Genomic DNA, 22,155 nt, shown 5'->3' on the forward strand with positions numbered 1-22,155 from the left:
CGGTCGGCCTTTCTTGATTGGATGCGTCTCATTCTTTGGGAAAAGGGGAGCATTTGGGTTGCCTGGCGGCAGAAACTTGTGCCAGTTTGTGCAGATAATAGCATTCTTCCCGATACATATGGTCGGCCATCAGCGGAGCAATCGTCCCCAGCACTTCTTTGGTCAGTCCCATTTCCACCAGCTCTTTTAAAAAAGACTGAAACAGGATGATTTCCAGTTCAACTTCTTTATTGAAACGGGCCAGGGACGGGAAATGATGGAGACGGGTGCGCAGATATCCGGTTAACTCAACCGCCTTAATATAAAAAGATTCAAAGGTTTTGATAAAGTGGTGCTGCTTTTCCTTGATTTTCTTTTCCACTCCGTCCGTGTTGATTTGCAGTCCTTCGGCGTGTCCGGCCGCGTCCGGCAGCCACAACAGGTGATGATGCAGCGGGTGCAGGGGCGGAGGGGTTTGACCGCGGCGAAGGCTGGACAGGATGCGCATATATTCTTCCAGCTCATTTACCATGTGATTGATGAACGTAGGGGGAAGATGAAAGGAAAACTGGTCGGTAAGCAACCGGCATAAAAGATGCAATTTAAATTCTCTCAGCTCCTCGGCTGCTTTCTGGCACACTTCCAAATCAGCTGTTTCCGCCCGTTTCGCCAGTTGCAAGAAGGTTTGCAGCAGGGCAGAAGCCTTTTGAATTTCCTCTTGTTCTCCGGGGGAAAGGGCATCAAGGATAAACTGGCAGTGGTCTTTTAAGACCGGAAGCCAAAAGCGCTGTTCAAACGCATGTGAATCAGGGTGGTGCATACGATCACTCCTTTTGGAAAAGTTGCTAAATTTTATGAAAGGAGTCGATCGGTTAGAATCGAAAAGGGGCGCAAAAGGAGGAGTTTGCGGCAAACCAGCCGATCTGTGTTGCTTTTTTATGGAAAAAATGCTTCTGTCCTTGGGGTTCGGGTGACAGGAAGGAGGAAAAGTCACTCGACCCCGTTCCCAGGATAGCGACAAAAGGAACAGAAGCAGAAAAAGTGATCAATTTTGGAAGAAGCTCTTTAACACGAAAAAGGCGTTGGCCGGGCGCTCGGCGATCCGGCGTGTGAAATAGGGATACCAGTCCTTGCCGTACGGAGTGTAGACACGAACTTTATAGCCTTCGCTGACAAGTTGTCGCTGCAAGCCGTTACGCACTCCGTAGAGCATTTGAAATTCATAGAGATTGTCAGGAATCCGGTTTTCTTTCAACCATGCTTTCAGTTCATGAATGATCGCTTCGTCATGGGTGGCGATTGCCGTATAGTTTCCGTTTTGCAAGTGAAGCTGAACCAGTTTTACATAGTTGCGATCCACATCTTTTTTGTTCGGAAAAGCGACGCTGGCAGGCTCTTTGTATGCCCCTTTCACAATGCGCAAATTCACATTTTTCTTACCCAGATTGATAACATCCTGCTCAGATCGGTAGAGATAGGATTGAATCACCAATCCGATATGGTCTTTTCCGTATTTGTCCACCAGTGTGTTAAAGATGTCGATGGTCACATCCAAACGCGGGGTATCTTCCATGTCGATGCGGACAAAATTTTGGGTTTCTTTTGCTTTTTGGGCAATCCGGTTCATGTTCTCCAAACAGAATGCATGATCGATATCCAAACCGAGTTGCGTCAATTTGACTGATACGTTGGAGTTGACACCGTTTTCTTTGATGGCATCGAAAATGTCGATGGCGGCCTGGGTTGCTTCGAGGGCTTCTTCACGGCTGGTAACGCTTTCGCCGAGGTGATCCAAAGTGACGATCAATCCTTCGTCATTCAAATGCTTGACCCTGTCCATTGCAGCACGCAAGCTTTCTCCGGCGACAAAACGGGCGGCTCCCAGTTTCATGCCATAGTTGGAGACAAACGATGTAACCGCTTTATTTCCAGCCAACGTTAGCACCACTTTGCGCGAAAGGGACATTTCCCATTCCTCCACTTCGAGAAAATTAATTGATTACATATTATTTAGGTGAAAAAGACCATTTTCATTATATGTTCATAAATGAAATTAAACAATAGGTATATAATTCCCTCATTGATGAACCTAATGACAATAAGGTAAAATGGAAACGTCCGGGAATGGTCCAATCGATTTATCCTGTTGCGCAAAGGTTTTTGCCTAAAAAGGAGGTACCTCTGATGATCGAATTTAAAAACGAACCCTTTACAGATTTCTCCAAAGAGGAAAACCGGAAAGCTTTTGAAACCGCTTTATTGAAAGTAAAGGCGGAGATGGGCAAAGAGTATGACATTATTATCGGCGGGGAACGGATCAAAACCGGCCGCAAGGTAAAATCAATCAACCCGTCCAATGTGGATGAAGTGATCGGGATTGTTAACGAAGCAGATACCGAATTGGCCGAAAAAGCGATGCAAACGGCATATGAAACTTTTAAAAGCTGGAAAAAAGTAAAACCGGAGGCACGGGCGTCTCTGCTGTTTAAGGCGGCTGCCATTCTCCGCCGCAAAAAGCATGAGTTTTCCGCCTGGATGGTGCTCGAAGCGGGAAAAAGCTGGGTGGAAGCAGATGCGGATACCGCTGAGGCCATCGATTTCATGGAGTTTTATGGTCGGGAAATGATCCGTTTAAGCGAGCGGCAACCGTTGGTGCGCATTCCAGGTGAAGACAACCATCTTTATTACCGGCCGCTCGGAGTTGGCGCCATCATTCCGCCGTGGAACTTCCCGCTTGCCATCTTGGTGGGAATGACCACGTCGGCCATTGTCACCGGAAACACCGTTGTCCTGAAACCGGCCACTCCGACCAACGTGATCGCCGCGAAATTCATGGAAGTCTTGCACGAAGCCGGGGTGCCGGATGGCGTGGTCAACTACGTTCCGGGTCCCGGCGGCGAAGTGGGCGAATACTTTGTAACCCATCCGCTCACCCGGTTCATTTCCTTCACCGGCTCCAAAGAAGTCGGCTTGCGCATTAATGAATTGGCTGCAAAACGGGCGCCGGGACAAAAATGGATCAAGCGCGTCATCGCGGAGATGGGCGGCAAGGACGGCATTGTTGTCGATTCCGATTGTGATCTGGACTTTGCGGCAGAGACGATTGTCAAATCGGCATTCGGGTTCTCCGGGCAAAAATGCTCGGCCTGCTCACGCGTTATTGCACATCAGGATATTTATGACGAACTGTTGGAAAAAGTGGTGGCTAAAACCAGCCAATTGAAAGTCGGCGAAGCGCAAACGCCGGGCATCGACCTCGGTCCGGTTGTGGATGAAAAAGCGTACAATAAAATTCTCGAGTATATTGAAATCGGGAAAAAAGAAGGGCGCTTGATGACCGGCGGCGGGAAAGCGGAAGGAAACGGCTATTTCATTCAACCGACGGTATTCGCTGATGTGGCACCAGATGCCCGCATCGCTCAGGAAGAGATCTTTGGTCCCGTAGTCGCTTTCATCAAAGCAAAAGACTTTGACCATGCGTTGGAAATTGCCAACAACACCGAGTTTGGCCTGACGGGTTCCGTGATCAGCCGCAACCGTCTGCATTTGGAAAAAGCCCGCGAAGAGTTTTTCGTCGGCAATCTGTATTTCAACCGCAAATGCACAGGCGCATTGGTCGGCGTCCATCCTTTCGGCGGTTTCAACATGTCCGGAACCGACTCCAAAGCAGGCGGACGCGACTACCTCTTGCTGTTCACACAAGCGCAAGTGGTCTCTGAGCAACTTTAAACCAATCTCCGAAAAACCGCATCCAAATCCGGGTGCGGTTTTTTATGAATCGCTGCCCCCGAACTTTCCCGATTGCATCCAAAACGGATGATTAAAAATTCAGAACAAATACTGTACAGCCTGTTTTTTTTCTTTATAATGGAATAAAAAGGAAACGAATGAGGCTGATGTAATGGATGAAGTAAAGTCCTTATTGCATGCGATTATGGAACGGCTGGACGTACAAAGCGCCAACATTGAACAGATGAAAGCGGATCTTGCCAAGCTGAGTGAGGGTTTGCTCCGTGTCGAAACCCGTGTGGAAGAATTGAGCCGGCAATGGAGTGAAACCAGCGAAACGGTTGAGGGAATTCAAAAGGAGATCATCTCTCTCAAACAAACGCAGAAACGGTTTGACGAGCAACTGCTGAAAGAAGAAGATTGGCAGAAGCAGATCATGCAGGCTCTTTCGCTGACTTCAGGAGAGCGCGAAAAGACGTTGAAAAAAGGGGTCAATAAAAGCGCCGGATAAAACCCGGACTTCCCGAAAAGGGCAAGCCCGGGTTTTTTGTTGCATAGAATAGTTTGTGACATCTCTGGTAATTGGCTGGACGGCAAACATTGCCTTCCATTATGATCAAAGATGATAGAAAACATTTATGCCCTGTCTAAAACAATCCGGGATGAAAATTAACAACATTCGGAGGGGAGTGAAACCCCTTTGAGCGACCATTGCCAAGATGGGAGCGAAGGGGCCCCAGCCGACCATTATGACACTTCACAGAAAATCGCAATGAAAAAGGCAGGTAAGGGGATACGAAAATGGACCAATTTATCTATTCGGTGCTGGAGTGGCTTTCCAGTCTGGGTTATTTCGGCATCGCTCTTGGACTGATGGTTGAGGTAATTCCGAGTGAAATCGTTCTTGCCTATGGCGGTTTTCTCATCGCTTCCGGGCAAATCAATTTTGTCGGAGCCCTGATTGCCGGCACGATCGGCGGGGTTCTGGCCCAGGTTTTTCTGTACTGGATCGGTTATTACGGCGGCCGCCCTTTTTTGGAGAAGTACGGCAAATATCTCCTGATCAAGAAAAAGCATTTGGATGTGGCAGAGTCCTGGTTTGACCGTTACGGCACGGGTGTGATCTTTGGCGCGCGCTTTATTCCGGTCGTTCGCCATGCCATTTCCATTCCGGCCGGAATTTCCAAAATGCCGCTGTCCCGCTTTACTCTGTTGACCACGCTGGCGATTGTTCCGTGGTCGGTACTGTTTTTATATCTGGGAATGCAGCTGGGCAGTAGTTGGAAAGAGATCGAGGAGATCGCCGCTCCCTACACCGATGATGCGGCCATTGTCGCCGGTGTGCTGCTTCTGCTCTATTTCCTGTTCCAGTGGTATCGCAAAAAGCAGCGTTCCCGAAATGGTTTTTCTCCAAGATAAGATTTCCCTCCTTTGGGTGTAACCGTTTCCGGTATATAATAAAATAGAAATGTTGTGACTTGTCCCTTAAAGGAGGGAAGAGAGTGAGTATCAGCGGAATTGAATGGATTCTGATCTTCGTCGTCGCTCTTATCTTGTTCGGCCCGAAAAAACTTCCCGAACTGGGACGGGCTGTCGGCAAATCCATACGTGAGTTTAAAAAAGCCACCAACGGGATTTTGAGCGAGGATGAGGAGAAAAAGCCGGAACCGGTGAAACTGGCACAAGATCATGAAAAGGCGGGAGAGACGAAGCAACAGTCGGAAAACGGGGCACATCTGAAATGACAAAAAACCAGGCGGTTCAGGGCCTGGTTTTTTGCTGCGCTTTTAAGCAAGCTCTTTTTGCGTCCTGCCAGTCCGAAGCAACCAGCGGTGCTGAAAATGTTCCGTCACGGCTAGCAGCCATCCTGTCACCAGAGCGCCAAACACATTGACATATGCGCCTGGGAGCAGTTGGCCGACAAAATAGACGATCAGCGAAGCGAAAATGAAATCGAGGACGTTATTTTCCCAAAGACGCCCGCGCCTGAGAAAGATGATTTCCATCAAGTGCCCCGTCAGAGCGAGCAAAACGCCGGTCACGATGGCCTGATAAATGTTAAAGAAGTACACTTCGCTCAGGACCCGGTCTGCGAAGATTACGACGAGCGGACAGATGATCAATTTAAGCAACAATCCGGCCATTCTTTCTCCTCCTCTACTTACATCATCTCAGACCGGGATTCTTTTTATGCAAGAAGAGGTTGGAGAAAGGTTAACAACAGCGGCGGATGGAGCCTCCCCCGTATTTTTCGTCGATGGCCCGCCGGTGAAATTCCGCTTCGGTCAGCGGGGTTTCATCCGGATGAGCTTTCCGGAAATGTTCCAGATAGCGTTCATAGTTGGGCACTCCCGCGATTTCATTCAGCACATAGGCGATTTTTCGGAAAGCCCGTTTCCATTTGGGGCAGGCCTGATCGCCATTCATGCGCATCATCCCCCGATCACCCCGGATTGACGGCCGATATAGGGAGATTCTTTTAATGGAAGCTTTTCACGCTTGACCAGGATTTTGTACCAGACGCGGATTGCATCAATGACGATCACGGCCACCAAAATCATGAAGATCGCAGTAAGAATGGCATCGATCTGATTATTCAGCACGATTCTTTGCATTTCTTCGACCGACTTGGCCGGGTTCAGCACCTGTCCGGAGGAAATTGCTTTTTGGTAGACATCGGCCGCTTTCAGAAAACTGATCGACGCTTTTTCATGGAAAAGCTTTTGCCAGCCGGCTGTCATGGTTACTGCCGTCAGCCAGGCAAGCGGGACGATGGTGATCCAGGAGTAAGCCGTTTTGCCCATTTTGATCAATATGGTTGAGCCGACGACCAGGGCGACCACCGCCAGCATCTGGTTGGCGATTCCAAACAGCGGCCATAACGTGTTAATCCCGCCAAGCGGGTCGACTACACCCTGATAGAGGAAATATCCCCAGGCGGCGACGATGAGCGCGCTGGACAGGACGTTGGCCGGGTACCAGTCGGTTTTGCCCAGTTTGGGGGCAAAGCGGCCTAGCAAGTCCTGCAGGATGAAACGCCCCACCCGCGTTCCGGCGTCGATGGTGGTCAGGATGAAGACGGCTTCAAAGAGAATGGCAAAATGATACCAAAAAGCCATCATTGTTTTGCCGCCGATGATGCTCGAGAATATGGTGGCCATTCCAATCGCCAGCGTCGGAGCGCCTCCTGTGCGGGACAGGATGGTTTTTTCCCCGATCGATTGCGCCAACTGCTGAAGATCTTGCGGTGTGACTTTAAAGATGTCGCCAAATTGGGAAATCGTATGGGCGGCGGTTGCCAGATCCGTGCCGATCACCGAAGCGGGACTGTTCAGCGCAAAGTAGGTTCCCGGCGTCAAGACACAGGCGGCGATCAAAGCCATGATCGCGACAAACGATTCGGTCAGCATGCCCCCGTAGCCGATCATCGGCGCATGCGATTCGCGCATGATCATTTTCGGCGTTGTTCCCGAAGAGACCAGCGCATGGAATCCGGAGATGGAACCACAGGCGATGGTGATAAACACAAACGGGAACAGATTGCCGGCGAAAACGGGACCGGTTCCGTCGATAAAACGGGTAAACGCAGGCATCTGCAAATCCGGCATCACCAGCAGAATTCCGAGCGCCAAAGCCCCGATCGTTCCAACCTTGAGAAACGTGCTGAGGTAATCGCGAGGAGCCAGCAGCAGCCACACGGGCAGAACCGAAGCGATAAAGCCGTAGATGATCATCATCCAGGCAATCGTCTTTCCGTCAAACGTGAACAGGGCTGCGAGCGAAGGATGCTGGGAAACATACTGGCCGCCGTATAAAGCGAGCAAGAGCAGAACAAAGCCGATCAGGGATACTTCCAGCACCTTGCCGGGGCGGATATACCGCATGTACAGTCCCATGAACAAAGCGATCGGGAGCGTCATGGCGATGGTAAACATTCCCCACGGGCTGTTTGCGAGCGCTTTCACGACGACCAATGCGAGGACGGCAATCAGGATGATCATAATGCCCAGGATGGCAAACATCGCAGTAAATCCGCCGACCGGACCGATTTCTTCGCGGGCCATGTCCCCAAGCGATTTGCCGTTGCGGCGCATTGACCCGAACAAGATGATAAAATCCTGTACGGCTCCTCCGAGGACAACCCCGACGATAATCCATAAGGTTCCCGGGAGATAGCCCATCTGGGCAGCCAGAATCGGCCCTACCAGCGGTCCGGCCCCGGCGATCGCCGCAAAATGGTGTCCAAATAAGATCCATTTGTTGGTCGGCACAAAATCTTTTCCGTCATTATGAATTTCTGCCGGAGTTTTTCGATTGTCATCCAATTCAAAAACTTTTCTGGCCATAAAACGGGAATAAAACCGATAAGCGACTGCATAAGTGCAAATGGCGGCGACGATGAGCCACATGGCGTTGACCGATTCGCCCCGGTGCAGGGCCAAAATGGCGAAACCTGCTGCGCCGAGGGCGGAGATCGCAGCCCAAACGAGGATCGAAATCCAACGATTTTTCACGTCCGAGCCCTCCTGATTTCATAAATTCGATAAAAATAATGGAATTATACTTATTATACTGAAAAGATTTCAACATTTCGACACAAAAATATATTCTAACTCTACCCATTTGCCATTTTGTCGCAAGGGTATGATGAGGAATCAGCCCGTTTTGTGCTATACTGTTGAAAGATTTGAATGGGAAGACTGGAAATAGGTTTCCAATGTACCGATTGAGCGAATTTCGGAGGTGAAACGATGACGATTTCAAAAGAACAAGTGCAAAAAGTGGCCGCCTTGGCCCGCTTGAAACTGACCGAACAGGAAGCGGACCAATATACGGTTCAGCTTAACAATATTTTGCAATTCGCCGAGAAATTGAATGAATTGGAGACGGAGCAGGTGGAACCGACGAGCCATGTGCTTCCGATGGCAAACGTTTTGCGTGAAGACGAAGTGATGCCCTCGCTTCCGCGTGAGAAAGCCTTGGCCAACGCACCGGATCAGCAGGATGGCATGTTCCGCGTTCCGGCAGTATTTGAAGAGTAAGGGGGAGAACGATGTCGCTGTTAAGAGAATCGCTCAAAGAAATACATAAGCGGCTTGCCAGCCGGGAACTTTCCGCGCGGGATCTGGCAGAAGAGTCGCTCAGGCAGATTGAACAGAAAGATAAAGAGGTGGGCGCTTTTCTCCTCGTCGATCAGGAAGGGGCCATGGAGCGCGCCGCCAAGTTGGACGAGCAATTGGCCGCAGAGGATCAGCGGGGGATTTTGGCCGCGTTGCCGGCGGGCATAAAGGATAACTTGTGTACCGAAGGAGTGACGACCACCTGCGGGAGCAGACTGCTCGCCAATTATGTGCCGATTTACAATGCGACAGTGGTGGACAAGTTGAATGAGGCCGGCGCAATCGCCATGGGCAAGCTGAACATGGATGAGTTTGCAATGGGGTCTTCGACGGAGAATTCCGCTTTCAAGCTGACGCGTAACCCATGGGATCTGGAACGGGTTCCCGGCGGTTCGAGCGGGGGTTCTGCCGCAGCTGTCGCAGCAGGCGAAGTCTATTTTGCACTCGGTTCGGATACGGGTGGTTCGATTCGCCAGCCTGCGGCATTTTGCGGAGTGGTCGGGCTGAAGCCTACTTACGGACGCGTTTCCCGGTATGGTTTGGTCGCTTTCGCCTCATCGCTTGATCAAATCGGCCCGCTGACGAAAAATGTCGAGGATGCCGCCTATGTGCTGCAAGCGATTTCCGGCTTGGATGTGAAAGATTCCACTTCCGCCGATGTGGAGGTTCCTGATTATTTGAGTGCGTTGACCGGGGAGATCAAGGGTCTTTCCGTCGGGGTGCCAAAGGAAATGATGGGGGAAGGCGTGTCAGCCGGCGTCCGCGCACGTGTGGAAGAGGCAATTCAAAAGCTGGAACAGATGGGAGCCACCATCAAGGAGGTATCGCTGCCGCATTCCGAGTATGCTGTCGCCACCTACTATTTGCTCGCTCCGGCGGAAGCTTCTTCCAACCTGGCCCGCTATGACGGAGTGCGATACGGAGTACGCAAACCCGGCAAAAATCTGCTGGACATGTACCTGGAAACACGGAGCCAGGGTTTTGGCCCGGAAGTGAAGCGCCGGATCATGCTCGGGACTTATGCGCTCAGCTCCGGTTATTATGATGCTTACTATCTCAAAGCGCAAAAGGTCCGCACCTTGATCCGTCAGGATTTTGAACGCATCTTTGAAGAAGTGGATGTGATCGTCGGCCCCACCGCCCCGACAACCGCCTTCAAAATCGGGGAAAAGGTGGATGACCCGCTGACCATGTATATGAACGACATTTTGACGATTCCGGTCAACCTGGCGGGATTGCCGGCGATCAGCGTTCCCTGCGGTCTGGCGGACGGACTTCCGGTCGGATTGCAGGTGATCGGCAAAGCGTTTGACGAGTCGACGATCCTGCGTGTGGCGCACGCTTATGAGCAAGCAACGGAACGCTTACCCGTTCCGCCGTTGGGAGGGATCGAGGCATGAGCAAATATGAAACAGTAATCGGACTGGAGGTTCACGTTGAGCTCTCCACCAAGACGAAAATCTTCTGCAACTGTTCCACCGAATTCGGTGCGCCGCCAAATACCCATACCTGCCCGGTTTGCCTGGGGCATCCGGGAGTTCTTCCCGTGCTCAATCGTGAGGCGGTCAACTTCGCGATCAAAGCGGCGATGGCCTTAAATTGCGAGATTGCCGAATACAGCAAGTTCGACCGGAAAAACTATTTTTATCCGGACTTGCCCAAAGCGTACCAAATCTCGCAATATGACCAGCCAATCGGAAAAAATGGCTGGATTGAGATCGAAGTGAACGGGGAGAAAAAGCGCATCGGCATCACCCGTCTGCACTTGGAAGAAGATGCCGGGAAGCTCAACCACATTGAAAACGGAGAAGGCTCCCTGGTCGACTTTAACCGCGTCGGAGTTCCGCTGATCGAAATCGTCTCCGAACCGGATCTGAGATCGCCGGCTGAAGCGCGGGCTTATCTGGAAAAATTGAAAACGATCATCCAATATACCGGCGTCTCCGATGTAAAAATGGAAGAAGGTTCGCTGCGCTGTGATGCCAATATCAGTTTGCGTCCGGTGGGGCAAACGGAGTTCGGCACCAAAACGGAAATGAAAAACCTCAACTCCTTCCGCAACGTGGAACGGGCTTTGGAATATGAACAAAAGCGCCAGGCGGAACTGTTGGATCGCGGTGAACAGGTGGTACAACAAACGCTGCGCTGGCTGGAAAACGAAAACCGCACCAAAACGATGAGAAGCAAAGAGGAAGCGCATGACTACCGCTACTTCCCGGAACCTGACCTGGTTCGCCTGCACATCGACGAAGCGTGGAAAGAAGAGATCCGCCGTTCGATTCCTGAACTGCCGGATGCCCGCAAAGCGCGCTATATGCGTGAGTTCGGGCTGTCGGATTATGATGCGGCCATCCTGACCGGATCCAAAGCGGTGGCCGATTATTTCGACATGACCGTAATGGAAAAAGCGGATCCGAAAACCGCTTCCAACTGGATCATTACCGAGTTGCTCGGATACCTTAACGCTGAGGGAAAAGAAATCGGCGAAATCAAAATGAAGCCGGTTCATCTGGCCGGGATGATCAAGTTGATCCAGAACGGAACCATCAGCAGCAAAATCGCGAAAAAAGTATTCAAGGAAATGCTGCAAACCGGGAAAGATCCGGAACAAATCGTGAAGGAAAAAGGGCTCACGCAAATCAGCGACGAAGGCCAGATCAAGGAGATCGTCGTGAAAGTGCTGTCCAATAACCCGCAGTCGATCGAAGACTTTAAAAACGGGAAAGACCGGGCGCTCGGTTTTCTCGTCGGCCAAGTGATGAAGGAGACGCGGGGCAAAGCGAATCCGCAGCTTGTCAACAAACTCATTCTGGAAGAAATCAAATAAAATTCTTGTTTCGGAGGGCTCGCCTCGGATGAAGGCGGGCTCCTTTTCGCAAAAAAACATTGATCTTTTCCCGGCATACCCAGGGATAACAGGAAAGCAAACACGGAGGGGAGCGGTTCCCCGTGGCTGATCATCGGGCGCGAAAACCCGAGTTGAAGCTTGTTTGCAGAAAAAGGAGGCTCATGATTGCAGATTTTTCATATCGTAATCGTCATTTTCTTTCTTTTATCGGGGATTTATCAACTGTATACAGGGGATATGCCGGTCTTGGCCATCCACTATTTTTTGATCGCCTTATATTTTTTCATCACCTATCAGGAATGGAGAGGGAACCCCTTTTCGCGACTGATCTATTGGCTGGCCATCTGCCTCTTGACGGCAGACGGACTCGCCAACCTGTTCATCTATTCGTACAGTCTGATCGGCGGGGTGATCAGTTTGATTTTTGCCTTCTTGGTATGGAAGTCCTCCCAGCGCCTTACGGGTTGAGAACAGGGCAATATCTTCTCACAGTTTAGCCAGGATGAGGTGATATCGTGGGAAAAAGAGGGATTCTGGTCATCGCTCACGGATCGAGTAAACCGGAATGGGTCCAACTGGTGGATGAAGCGGTAAGCCGGGTGGAAGTGGACCTGCCTGTGGCGACAGGTTTTCTGGAAATGGTGGAGGGACGGACGATATTGGACGGGATCCGGGCGCTCGAAACCGCGGGAGTCACCGAGATCATCGCTGTTCCGCTGTTTGTTTCTTCCGGCAGTACGCATATCGTAGAGATCGGATATTATTTGGGGCTGGTGTCCGAGCCGCAGATTGAAACAGAGGGAGAGAGATTGCCGATCAAGGCGCAAGTCCGGATGACGGACGCGATGGACGATCATCCCTTGATTGCGGAAATCTTGCTCGAACGTGCCCGTGAACTTTCTGAACAGCCGCAGCAGGAAGCGCTGTTATTGGTTGGGCACGGAAGTGAACTTCCCGGCTTTAAGGAGAAATGGGAAAACAGTATGAACAGCCTGGCCAGGCAACTTCAGGAAAAAATGGGCTTCCGGAAGACTGCATGCGCCACCCTGCATCCCGACAGCGTCCGGGAAAAAGCGGAAGCATTGCGTCGCACCTTTTCCCGCGTCATTGTGCTCCCGCTGTTCTTGAGCGAAGGTTATTTTACGAGAAAGGTGGTCCCCGGTCGGTTGCAGGGGCTTGATGTGCAATATTCCGGCAAAACCTATCTGCCGCATCCCCTGATTTCCCGCTGGATCGCATCCGTTGTCAAAGAGCAAAAGGCTGCTGCGGAAAATCCCACAATCCCTTCTGTTTAAGTGTTCGACAGCTTCCGGACGGCGAAGGCATTTTGGCCCAGGCTCATTGCGGATAAGACGAACATACAATAGTGAAGAATTGAACAGGAGGTGGATTGATTTGCAAAAGTATGTTTGCAGTCCTGAGCATCCCGATTACTACCTGCTGTGCCAGGCGTTTTATCATAACCGGGAAGCATACTGGGAATTAAAGCGCTTTTTGAGATCACAACGTTATGGACTGCCGCCGGATCCTCCTGCCCGCAACAATAATCCCGATCCGTCGCCAACCCCTGTGACGCCGGTACCGACCCCCGGTTTTTAAGCAGGAGATTGGAAGCGAAAAAACGTTCGAGGCTGCTGATCTGATCGGTCAACAGCCTCGAACGTTTAAAACAGGCATTTATTCTCATTGGGGGAGCCGGTTTAATCGATCGCATACTTGTTCGGGTGTAAGCCCGTCGCAGTTGATCACCGGGCAATTGTGGACGATGTCTTCCATGCCCATCATGTTCCGGTCCTTCCCGGAAATGAGAATCGCGGAGTATTGGCCTTGATTTTGATTGGCCGTGCTGTTGTTCAGATCTTCCACTTGGAATCCTTCCCGGCTTAAGTATTCGCGGATGGGGGTAAGACCTGACTCAATGGCAACGCGTTTCATGAACGACCCTCCTAAGTAAGAATCTACGAATGTAGTTTGATTCAAAACGTCTGGTTTATGCAGGGAAAGAGAAAGAATTGTAGCCCTTCCCGAAATTCCGGGTTATAATGATAAACGACGATAGGATGAAAGGGGTGGCGAAATTTGGACTGGGACCTTTCCGCATTTGAATGTGTTCTGCTGTTGCTGACCGCTTGTGCTTTTTTATGGTCGGTCCGGTTTCAGTTTCATTTTTCGCACACCCGGGTTCAGCCGACTTGCGCCAGCAAAGCAATACTTCCCCGTGAACGGCAATGTTTGCCTTTGCGTGAAAGCTGGCTTCTCGTCACTCGCATGAAGATGGGAAATGCCGATGGGGAAGGACGGATGGATTCCACCTTGTTTTCATAAAAAACGAGGAGGAATCCGGATGACGAATTGGACAATCATTCAAAAGTTGGCGCATTTGCTTCAGCCCGCGTTTGACCAGCTGTATCAGTGGCTGGGCGACTGGGGGTTGGCGCTGATCTTCTTTACTCTGCTCGTACGCGTTTGCCTGATTCCCGTTTCGCTCAGAACCGCCCGCTTGATGGCCAGTCAGTTTGTTTTTTCCCGGAAAGCGGCTGAATTGCAAAAAACATGGACCGGCTCGAAGGAAGAACTGAGCGGGGAGATCGCAAACCTGATGCAAAAACATAAATTCAATCCTTTCTCCATGCTGTTAAATGCCCTGTTGCAGTCACCGATTCTCGTGGCGGTTTTTGCCGTATTTTCTCATCTTGGAGCACAGGCGTCCTCCGTGCTGGTGCCATGGGTGGACAGTATTGGTTTACGGGACCCGTGGCATTTGCTGCCGCTGATCATCGCACTGCTGACCGGTTTGGCGAGTCGGGTCTCCCTCATTCCAAGGGAGTATACCCCAAATGGTCAGGCGAAAATGAACTTTTTCCTGATGGCCGGGATCGCTCTTTTTATTCTTTGGTCAGCCCCGGTCGCAACCGCCCTTTATTACGGAACGTCTAGCTTGTGGGGTGTACTGGAACGAAAGGCTCTCTCCCGGTATACGCGAAAACTGATCGAAGCGCAGACAGAGGTGTCCACAGGGTAAGCTGAGGAGCATGGAAACTTGATTCATACAGGGGAACCGTTTGGCTTGAAAGAGCGAAATCGGTTCCTTTTTGTCTCTGATTGTGGAGGCAACATTCTCCTTTCCATGTTTTTTATTACGATGAAAATTTTAGTGGATAACAGGAGTAAGGAGAATGAGGAATGGGAAAATAGGTATAGAAATTCAGCGTGAATGAGGAGGGAAAATCGATGGCAAACAGCGATATTGGCGTAATCGGTCTGGCCGTCATGGGAAGAAATCTGGCACTCAACATGGAAAGCAAAGGTTTTACGGTGTCTCTATTTAACCGCTCGCCGGAGCGAACCAAAGCACTTATCCATGAAAATCCGGGGAAAAAACTGGTTGGAACCTATACAATGCAGGAATTTATTGATTCCCTGAAAAAACCGCGAAAAATTATGCTCATGGTCAAAGCGGGGAAACCGACGGATGAAATGATCACGCAACTGAAGAAATATGTTGAACTGGGCGATATCATTATCGACGGTGGAAATGCCTATTATGAGGACACAATTCGGCGCAACCGCGATCTGGCCAGTTTGGGAGTTCATTTTGTCGGCACCGGCGTTTCCGGCGGAGAAGAGGGGGCGCTGAAAGGCCCGGCGATCATGCCCGGGGGGCAAAAAGAAGCGTACGAACAGGTTGAACCGATTTTGACGGCCATTTCCGCCAAAGTGAACGGCGAACCGTGCTGCACCTATATCGGTCCGAATGGAGCCGGCCATTATGTGAAAATGGTACATAATGGAATCGAGTACGGGGATATGCAGCTCATCAGCGAAGCCTACTTCCTGATGAAAAATCTGTTGAAAATGGAAGCGCAGGAGATGGCCGAGGTTTTTGCAGAGTGGAATCAAGGGGAGTTGGACAGCTATCTGATCCAAATCACGGCCGATATTCTTGCCAAAGTGGATAAAGAAACAGGCAAACCTTTGGTCGACCTGATCCTTGATACGGCAGGGCAAAAAGGGACCGGAAAGTGGACGAGCCAAAGTTCGCTGGATCTCGGTGTGCCGCTGACGATTATCACGGAGTCGGTCTATGCCCGCTTCCTGTCCGCGATGAAAGAAGAAAGAATTCGGGCGAGCCGGGAACTGAAGGGACCCAACCTGCCCTGTACGGTTGTGGAGGATCGCGCTGCGTTTATCGAGTCGATTCGCAAAGCGCTCTATGCCAGCAAAATCTGTTCCTATGCTCAGGGATTCGCACAAATGAAGACGGCATCGGATGAATTTGGCTGGAATCTGAACCTGGGGGCCATCGCCAAAATCTTCCGCGGCGGATGCATCATCCGGGCCCGCTTCCTGCAAGAGATTACCAAAGCCTACGAAAGCGATCCGGCCCTTCCCAACCTGCTGCTGAGTCCGTATTTCAAAGAGATTGTCGAATCCTATCAAGATGCATGGCGCGATGTCGTGGCCACCGCTGTGTTAAACGGGATTCCCGTTCCGGCGTTTGCCAGCAGCCTGAGCTATTACGACAGCTACCGTTCGGCTTCGCTTCCGGCCAACCTGCTGCAAGCTCAGCGCGATTATTTCGGTGCCCACACTTACCGCCGGATCGACCGGGAAGGGGTATTTCACACAAATTGGCTGCAAGAAGATTAAGATGAAGATTACCGAACAAGACGGGCCGAAGCTGTTGACCAAGGCGGGCAACAGCTTCGGCCCTTTTATGTTGTTGTGAAAGAATGCAACTTTGGTGTTCCATCTTTTCCAACCATGCCGACTTGTTTTTGGCATGGTTTTTTATTGAAAGTGCATTTTATAAAATAAACCTTGCATCGTTTAATATAAACGAATATTATATAACATGGCTATGGCTAATATTCGTATTTGGAGGAACAATCGCCGATGTTTAAGATACAACAATATGGATCAACTGTTCGGAGAGAGATTGTCGCCGGGATTACGACCTTTGTGACCATGTCCTATATCATGGTTGTCAATCCGATTATTCTGTCCGATGCCGGTGTCCCCTTTGAAATGAGTTTTATGGCCACGATCATTGCCACGGTTGTGGGCACGTTGATCATGGGCTTGTTTGCAAATTATCCGATCGCAATCGCGCCGGCCATGGGGCTCAATGCCTACTTTGCCTATTCCGTGGTCAAGGCGCACGCCGGGCTCGGTTATCAGGCCGGGTTTGCTGCCGTGTTCGTGGCAGGCCTTTTGTTTGTCCTCTTATCCCTGACACCGGTGCGCACCAAACTGATTGAGGTGATACCCGGCAATCTGAAAAGTGCGATTACCACCGGAATCGGGTTGTTTATCGCTTTTATCGGTTTGCGCATGTCCGGTCTGATTCAGGCACACCCGACCAATTTGGTTCAGTTGGGAAATGTGCATTCACCCTCGGCCATCCTTACTCTGATCGGTTTGGCTGTCACGCTGATCTGTCTGGCGCTGAACATTAACGGGGCTTTGTTTATCGGGATGATCGTGACGGGAATTTGCGCTTATTTTATGGGTTTGCTCTCTTTTAAAAAAGGATTTGTCTCCATGCCGCATCTGCCCGATCATCTGGCCATCAGCCCGGTACACGCCTTCCAGGATGTCATTCATTTCGGGCTGTATGCCCTGGTATTTTCCTTCTTGCTGGTTACGTTGTTCGATACGACCGGGACGGTTCTGGGGGTGGCCAGGCAGGCCAATCTGATGGAGGGAGACAAACTGCCGCGCGGGGAGCGTACGTTGCTGGCGGATTCGCTGGCTACCCTGGTCGGTTCACTGTTTGGTACAAGCCCCACCTCCGCCTATATTGAATCCGCTTCGGGTGTCGCTTCCGGCGGCCGAACCGGTTTGACGGCAGTGGTCATCGCGATCCTGTTTGCGATCTCGTCCTTTTTCAGCCCGTTGATCGGCGCAGTTTCCGGCATTTCGGCCATTACTTCCCCGGCTTTGATCATCGTGGGTTCGCTGATGGTCAGCCATGTGAGCCAGATCAACTGGAAAGAAATCGACGAAGCGTTTCCCGCTTTTCTCGTTATTTTGAGCATGCCGCTCACATCGAGCATCGCAACGGGAATTGCCCTTGGCTTCATCTCCTATCCTTTGATGAAAATTTTTAAAGGGAAGTGGAAAACGGTTCATCCGCTGGTGTATATCTTTGCAGTCCTGTTTATCCTGCAACTGGTTTACCTTCCGCACTGATCTCTTCCTGTGGAAAAGGCTTGGATCCCAGCTTCAAACGGATCCAGGCCTTTTTTCCGTAAAGGTTTGCCTCCCTGCCTTCTGATCCATCCCCGGGTTGTGCCTGTCGGTTATGATCGGTTTATCGCGTTATTGGGAAAGATAATAAAGGAAAATGAAGAAAAATCGACACAGGTTTGATCAGAATCACTTTGAAGTGAGCGGGGACGATGAGTAAACTTAACACTGGGAACGTTGATAAAAGTCGATGGAAGGCAGATTGTTGGAAGGATTTTAAAGCCGAGAAAAGGGGTGGGCAGAATTGAAGCGTGCTCGCCTGATTTACAATCCGACCGCCGGTCGCGAACTGGTGGAGAAAAAATTGCCCCTTTTATTGAAAAGGTTGGAAAAAGCTGGATATGAAACTTCTTGTTATGCGACGAGTAAACCGTGGAGTGCCGCGGAAGAAGCTGCATTGGCGGCTGAGCGCGGTTTTGATATAGTGATTGCCGCCGGCGGGGATGGAACGATTCACGAAGTGGTCAACGGATTGGCCCGGGTTCCCGACCCGCCCAAGCTGGGCATTCTGCCGGGGGGAACGACCAACGATTTGGCTCGGGCCTTGAAACTTCCGCGCGATCTGTGCGATGCTTGTGATGTGGTGGCCAGCGGGAAAACGATGATGGTGGATGTGGGCAAATTTGGCGGGCGCTATTTTATCAATGTAGCAGCAGCCGGGCGGATCACCGAAGTGACGTATGAAGCACCGAGCCGGCTGAAAACGGTGATCGGCCCGCTGGCCTATTATGCGAAAGCGATTGAAAAGTTGGGCACGATCAGCAAACCGTTTCCGATCAAGCTGAAAACGCCGCAAGGAGAGTGGGAAGAGGAGATTCTCTTGTTTATCGTGGCGAACAGCGTTTCGGTCGGCGGCTTTGGGCGGCTTGCTCCCGCTGCCGATCTGAGCGACGGCATGCTGGATGTCCTGATCGTGCCCAAAACCAACATCTCCGATTTGCTGCAATTGGCCGCCCTCGCATTTAAGGGGGAGCACGTTCGCGATTCCCGGATCGTCTATTTTCAAACAAACGAGCTTGAGATTGACACACCCGAACCGTTGAAGCTGAATCTGGACGGAGAGTGGGGCGGCGAGTTCAACGGACGGGTGGAGACAGTGCCGAACCATTTGGAAATTTTTTGTCCTTAAGGGCGTTCATCTCATTTGGTGAACGCTTTTTCTGTGAGGCGCCGGCCGGGGCGCAGGTGTCCCCCCTTCCGATATTGATTAAGCTCACGGGAATTCTGTTTGACAAGAGATGATGAAGGAGTTGGAGATGATTTGCAAAAGCTACCTGTTACCAAAGGGCAAGTGATTGAGCTTATGATCACCGGGCATGCGCATGACGGGGCGGGAGTGGGGAAAGTGGAAGGGTTTACCGTCTTTGTTCCGTTGGCCGTGCAGGGGGAAACAGTGCGCGCAAGAATTACGCAGGTGAAGAAAACGTATGCCAAGGCGGTCTTGGAAGAGATCGTCTCAGCCCATCCCGACCGAACTCGGCCGCTTTGCCCCATCTATGAACAGTGCGGCGGCTGCCAGTTGCAGCATCTGTCCTATGAGGCGCAGTTAAAACAAAAGCGGCAACAGGTGATGGACCATTTTATGCGGATTGGGGGAATGACGGATGTTGTCATTCATCCCGTGCTGGGGATGGATGAGCCTTGGCGTTACCGAAACAAAGCGCAAGTTCCCTTTGGCTGGATCAACGGGCGGGCTGTCGCCGGGTTTTATGCTTCCGGCTCCCATGAAATCGTCGACATGGAATCATGCCTGATTCAGCACTCCGCCAACGATCAGGCTGTGGCCAAGGTGAAAGAGCTCGCACGGAAGCTGAAAATTCCCATTTATGATGAGGTCAAGCATCGTGGTGTGTTGCGCCATGTGATGGTGCGGACGGGGTATCACACCGGGGAAATGATGGTCGTCCTCGTCACCAATGGCGAGCACCTTCCACACAAAAAGGAGTTGGTGAGGGAACTGGTTGACTCCCTTCCGCAGCTCAAATCGGTCATGCAAAATATCAACACAAAGCGGACCAATGTGGTGCTGGGAGAAAAGTCGCGCGTCTTGTGGGGAGAAAACGTGATCCATGACAAAATCGGCGATGTGGTCTTCGCCATTTCACCGCACTCTTTTTTCCAGGTAAATCCTGTACAGACTAAGGTTTTATATGATCAAGTTGTTCGTTATGCCCAACTTTCCGGCGAGGAGACAGTCATTGACGCTTATTGCGGCATCGGAACGATTGCCCTCTATCTGGCCAAAAAGGCTCGCCGCGTTTACGGAGTGGAAATCGTGCCGCAAGCGATTCAGGATGCCAAAGAAAATGCCGGGCTGAACCATATGAACCATGTCCATTTTGAGGTGGGCCGTGCGGAAGAGGTAATGCCCCGCTGGCTGCGGGAAGGGATTCGCCCGGATGTCATCGTCGTCGATCCCCCGCGCAAGGGATGCGGCCCCGCAACATTGGATGCCGCAGTCGGCATGGGCCCCGAGCGCCTTGTCTATGTCTCCTGCAACTCGGCCACACTGGCACGGGACGCCAAATACTTAAAGGAAAGAGGATATCAGGTTACCGAGGTGCAGCCGGTCGATATGTTTCCCCATACCGGCCATGTGGAATGTGTCGCTTGTTTTGTGAAAAAGGAAGAGAACTGAAAAACCGTCAGAATGAACATACATGCCGCAACGGCTTCTTTGGCAGAATACAGGAGACAAGATCGCGGGGAAGCAATACACTTTCATGAAAAAAACTTGTATTTATCTACTAAGTTACTTTTTTAAAGTATAATAGAAGCAACCGCAGCAACCTGCGGGAGAAGGTGATGAAGCAGGGGGTTATCAAGGTGGAAGCGAAGGTTTATGATGCAATCGAAGTGATTAAAGCACGGGGAAGCGTACGCAAATTTACGCCCGGGGTGGAAATTCCGGCCGAGGAGCTGGATGAAATCTTGACCCTGGCGGCTAAAGCGCCTTCAGCCTGGAATTTACAACACTGGCGTTATCTGGTGATTACGAAACCGGAGGTGAAAGAGCGCATCCTGCCGATCGCTTTCAATCAGGATCAGGTGGTGAACTCTTCCGCCACCGTGGTGATTCTGGGTGACCTGGAAGCGAATCGCTCTGTTCACGACGTATATGGAACGGCCTACAAACAAGGGCAGCTTCCCAAGGAAGTATATGAGACGATGGTCAGACAGGTGAACGCCGCTTATGAAAATAATCCGCAAGTGGCCCGGGATTCGGCGATCTTAAACGCTTCCCTTTCCGCGATGCAGTTGATGCTGGCGGCAAAAGCGAAAGGATACGACACCTGCCCAATGGGTGGATTTGACCGCGAAGCGTTGATCAAGGAGTTGAACATTCCTTCGCGTTACCTTCCGGTCATGCTGATTTCGATCGGTAAAGCAGCGGAACCGGCACGGCCGACAACCCGCTTTTCCCTTGATCAATTGGTGATTCGCGAAAGCTTTTAAGCAAGAGGCTGCCCGTCTGAGGGCGGCTTTTTGCCGTTTTATCGCCGCAAAAGATTCTTTTTTTCAGGTTTTTTTGGAGTTTGGGGGTGGGAAAAGTCGGGAACTGAGTAGTGAATCACATTTGAGAAAACCGGTGAAAGGGGGGATTTTGGTCATGTTGGTTTGTCTTGATCCCGGACACGGAGGGGAGGATGTTGGCGCGATCGGCTTTTCCCTGCTGGAAAAGAACGTCTGTCTGGATATCGCTTATCGTCTGCGGCGGAAACTGCTTGCCTATGAGGGGATCAAAGTAACCATGACCCGCTCCATCGACATCAATGTCAGTGCGGAAGAGCGGAGCCGGTGGGCCAATGAACAGGATGCGGATTTATTTTTGAGTATTCATACCAATGCATCCCCTGATTCTTCCTTGTCGGGATTTGCTTCTTATGTCAGTGTGATCGCCGGTTATGAAACGCGGCGGATTCAGTGCTGGCTTCACAATCAGATCGCCTGTTTTTTGCGCCGGTACGGGGTTGTCGATCTGGGCAAAAAGAATGATACGGAGATTTTCGGCGGACAGCTTCCGGTGTTGAGAAAGACAAAAATGCCGGCCATTTCCATTGCCTCGCTGTTTATCACGCACTCAAAAGAAAATCATCTCCTGGCCGATTCGGCATTTTTGGATCACTATGCCCAATGTATGGCTGAAGGAATTGCCAGGATTTACAAATGCAAACCCAGAGAAAACGTGAATTCTTTTTGTGAATAAAAGGATATTTGATCCTCGGC

At 51.0% G+C, this 22,155-nt stretch carries 24 protein-coding genes; 18 read left to right on the forward strand and 6 right to left on the reverse strand.

Features of this window, described 5'->3' with window-relative positions; all coding sequences use genetic code 11:
* Positions 1-28: 28 nt before the first annotated feature.
* Positions 29-799 (reverse strand): DUF2935 domain-containing protein, encoded by a 771-nt coding sequence (locus tag I8U19_RS10240; RefSeq protein ID WP_033100062.1) that lies wholly within the window; start codon positions 797-799, stop codon positions 29-31.
* Positions 800-1,024: 225 nt separating this feature from the next.
* Positions 1,025-1,945 carry a proline dehydrogenase family protein gene (locus tag I8U19_RS10245; RefSeq protein WP_198055850.1) on the reverse strand — a complete coding sequence of 307 codons (921 nt, stop codon included), beginning with the start codon at positions 1,943-1,945 and terminating at the stop codon, positions 1,025-1,027.
* A gap of 215 nt (positions 1,946-2,160) precedes the next feature.
* Between I8U19_RS10245 and pruA the strand changes: the two genes are divergently transcribed.
* From pruA to I8U19_RS10265, 4 genes are all read left to right on the forward strand, one after another.
* On the forward strand, positions 2,161-3,708 hold the full coding sequence (pruA, locus tag I8U19_RS10250) for an L-glutamate gamma-semialdehyde dehydrogenase (protein ID WP_033100165.1): 1,548 nt from the start codon (positions 2,161-2,163) through the stop codon (positions 3,706-3,708).
* 172 nt (positions 3,709-3,880) lie between these two features.
* Positions 3,881-4,219 carry a hypothetical protein gene (locus I8U19_RS10255; protein WP_033100064.1) on the forward strand — a complete coding sequence of 113 codons (339 nt, stop codon included), beginning with the start codon at positions 3,881-3,883 and terminating at the stop codon, positions 4,217-4,219.
* Positions 4,220-4,509: 290 nt separating this feature from the next.
* Positions 4,510-5,127, forward strand: a complete 618-nt coding sequence (uptA, locus tag I8U19_RS10260) for an undecaprenyl phosphate transporter UptA (protein WP_033100065.1) — start codon at positions 4,510-4,512, stop codon at positions 5,125-5,127.
* Positions 5,128-5,210: 83 nt separating this feature from the next.
* The gene (locus I8U19_RS10265; RefSeq protein ID WP_033100066.1) at positions 5,211-5,453 is read left to right on the forward strand and encodes a twin-arginine translocase TatA/TatE family subunit; all 243 of its coding nucleotides are present in this window, start codon (positions 5,211-5,213) and stop codon (positions 5,451-5,453) included.
* Between the two features lie 42 nt (positions 5,454-5,495).
* Here the strand turns inward: I8U19_RS10265 and I8U19_RS10270 are convergent, their stop codons facing one another.
* The 3 genes from I8U19_RS10270 to I8U19_RS10280 all read right to left on the reverse strand — a co-directional run bounded on the left by I8U19_RS10270 (position 5,496) and on the right by I8U19_RS10280 (position 8,222).
* Positions 5,496-5,852, reverse strand: coding sequence for a DUF2512 family protein (locus tag I8U19_RS10270; RefSeq protein ID WP_033100067.1), 357 nt, complete (start codon positions 5,850-5,852; stop codon positions 5,496-5,498).
* A gap of 70 nt (positions 5,853-5,922) precedes the next feature.
* On the reverse strand, positions 5,923-6,144 hold the full coding sequence (locus I8U19_RS10275) for a YbdD/YjiX family protein (protein WP_232330909.1): 222 nt from the start codon (positions 6,142-6,144) through the stop codon (positions 5,923-5,925).
* The gene (locus I8U19_RS10280; protein WP_033100068.1) at positions 6,141-8,222 is read right to left on the reverse strand and encodes a carbon starvation CstA family protein; all 2,082 of its coding nucleotides are present in this window, start codon (positions 8,220-8,222) and stop codon (positions 6,141-6,143) included. The genes I8U19_RS10275 and I8U19_RS10280 overlap by 4 nt, the downstream gene beginning before the upstream one ends.
* Positions 8,223-8,459: 237 nt before the next feature.
* On the opposite strand from I8U19_RS10280, the gene gatC reads away from it, so the two are divergent.
* From gatC to I8U19_RS10310, 6 genes are all read left to right on the forward strand, one after another.
* The gene (gene gatC / locus I8U19_RS10285; RefSeq protein ID WP_198055851.1) at positions 8,460-8,750 is read left to right on the forward strand and encodes an Asp-tRNA(Asn)/Glu-tRNA(Gln) amidotransferase subunit GatC; all 291 of its coding nucleotides are present in this window, start codon (positions 8,460-8,462) and stop codon (positions 8,748-8,750) included.
* 11 nt (positions 8,751-8,761) lie between these two features.
* The gene (gatA, locus tag I8U19_RS10290; protein ID WP_033100070.1) at positions 8,762-10,228 is read left to right on the forward strand and encodes an Asp-tRNA(Asn)/Glu-tRNA(Gln) amidotransferase subunit GatA; all 1,467 of its coding nucleotides are present in this window, start codon (positions 8,762-8,764) and stop codon (positions 10,226-10,228) included.
* On the forward strand, positions 10,225-11,655 hold the full coding sequence (gatB, locus tag I8U19_RS10295) for an Asp-tRNA(Asn)/Glu-tRNA(Gln) amidotransferase subunit GatB (protein WP_198055852.1): 1,431 nt from the start codon (positions 10,225-10,227) through the stop codon (positions 11,653-11,655). The genes gatA and gatB overlap by 4 nt, the downstream gene beginning before the upstream one ends.
* Positions 11,656-11,841: 186 nt before the next feature.
* On the forward strand, positions 11,842-12,144 hold the full coding sequence (locus I8U19_RS10300; RefSeq protein WP_033100072.1) for a hypothetical protein: 303 nt from the start codon (positions 11,842-11,844) through the stop codon (positions 12,142-12,144).
* Positions 12,145-12,191: 47 nt separating this feature from the next.
* On the forward strand, positions 12,192-12,971 hold the full coding sequence (locus tag I8U19_RS10305; protein ID WP_033100073.1) for a sirohydrochlorin chelatase: 780 nt from the start codon (positions 12,192-12,194) through the stop codon (positions 12,969-12,971).
* Positions 12,972-13,071: 100 nt separating this feature from the next.
* Positions 13,072-13,275 (forward strand): hypothetical protein, encoded by a 204-nt coding sequence (locus I8U19_RS10310; protein ID WP_033100074.1) that lies wholly within the window; start codon positions 13,072-13,074, stop codon positions 13,273-13,275.
* Positions 13,276-13,359: 84 nt separating this feature from the next.
* Here the strand turns inward: I8U19_RS10310 and I8U19_RS10315 are convergent, their stop codons facing one another.
* The gene (locus I8U19_RS10315) at positions 13,360-13,611 is read right to left on the reverse strand and encodes a YkuS family protein (RefSeq protein WP_033100075.1); all 252 of its coding nucleotides are present in this window, start codon (positions 13,609-13,611) and stop codon (positions 13,360-13,362) included.
* Between the two features lie 144 nt (positions 13,612-13,755).
* Here I8U19_RS10315 and I8U19_RS10320 point away from each other — a divergent pair, with 144 nt between their 5' ends.
* From I8U19_RS10320 to I8U19_RS10355, 8 genes are all read left to right on the forward strand, one after another.
* Positions 13,756-14,001, forward strand: coding sequence for a hypothetical protein (locus tag I8U19_RS10320; RefSeq protein ID WP_198055853.1), 246 nt, complete (start codon positions 13,756-13,758; stop codon positions 13,999-14,001).
* A gap of 19 nt (positions 14,002-14,020) precedes the next feature.
* On the forward strand, positions 14,021-14,698 hold the full coding sequence (locus tag I8U19_RS10325) for a YidC/Oxa1 family membrane protein insertase (RefSeq protein WP_198055854.1): 678 nt from the start codon (positions 14,021-14,023) through the stop codon (positions 14,696-14,698).
* Positions 14,699-14,907: 209 nt separating this feature from the next.
* Positions 14,908-16,326 carry an NADP-dependent phosphogluconate dehydrogenase gene (gene gndA, locus I8U19_RS10330; RefSeq protein WP_198055855.1) on the forward strand — a complete coding sequence of 473 codons (1,419 nt, stop codon included), beginning with the start codon at positions 14,908-14,910 and terminating at the stop codon, positions 16,324-16,326.
* 246 nt (positions 16,327-16,572) lie between these two features.
* A complete protein-coding gene (locus I8U19_RS10335; protein WP_198055856.1) occupies positions 16,573-17,871 on the forward strand; it encodes an NCS2 family permease in 1,299 nt (432 codons plus the stop codon).
* 301 nt (positions 17,872-18,172) lie between these two features.
* Complete coding sequence (locus I8U19_RS10340; protein WP_033100080.1) at positions 18,173-19,057, forward strand: YegS/Rv2252/BmrU family lipid kinase; 885 nt, start codon at positions 18,173-18,175, stop codon at positions 19,055-19,057.
* Positions 19,058-19,189: 132 nt separating this feature from the next.
* Positions 19,190-20,566, forward strand: coding sequence for a 23S rRNA (uracil(1939)-C(5))-methyltransferase RlmD (rlmD, locus tag I8U19_RS10345; RefSeq protein ID WP_232336363.1), 1,377 nt, complete (start codon positions 19,190-19,192; stop codon positions 20,564-20,566).
* 167 nt (positions 20,567-20,733) lie between these two features.
* A complete protein-coding gene (locus I8U19_RS10350; protein WP_052154021.1) occupies positions 20,734-21,384 on the forward strand; it encodes a nitroreductase family protein in 651 nt (216 codons plus the stop codon).
* A 154-nt stretch (positions 21,385-21,538) separates the two neighbouring features.
* A complete protein-coding gene (locus tag I8U19_RS10355) occupies positions 21,539-22,135 on the forward strand; it encodes an N-acetylmuramoyl-L-alanine amidase family protein (RefSeq protein ID WP_052154022.1) in 597 nt (198 codons plus the stop codon).
* Positions 22,136-22,155 lie beyond the last annotated feature (20 nt).

It is taken from the genome of Thermoactinomyces sp. CICC 10523, assembly GCF_016055105.1.
GTDB lineage: Bacteria > Bacillota > Bacilli > Thermoactinomycetales > Thermoactinomycetaceae > Thermoactinomyces_A > Thermoactinomyces_A daqus.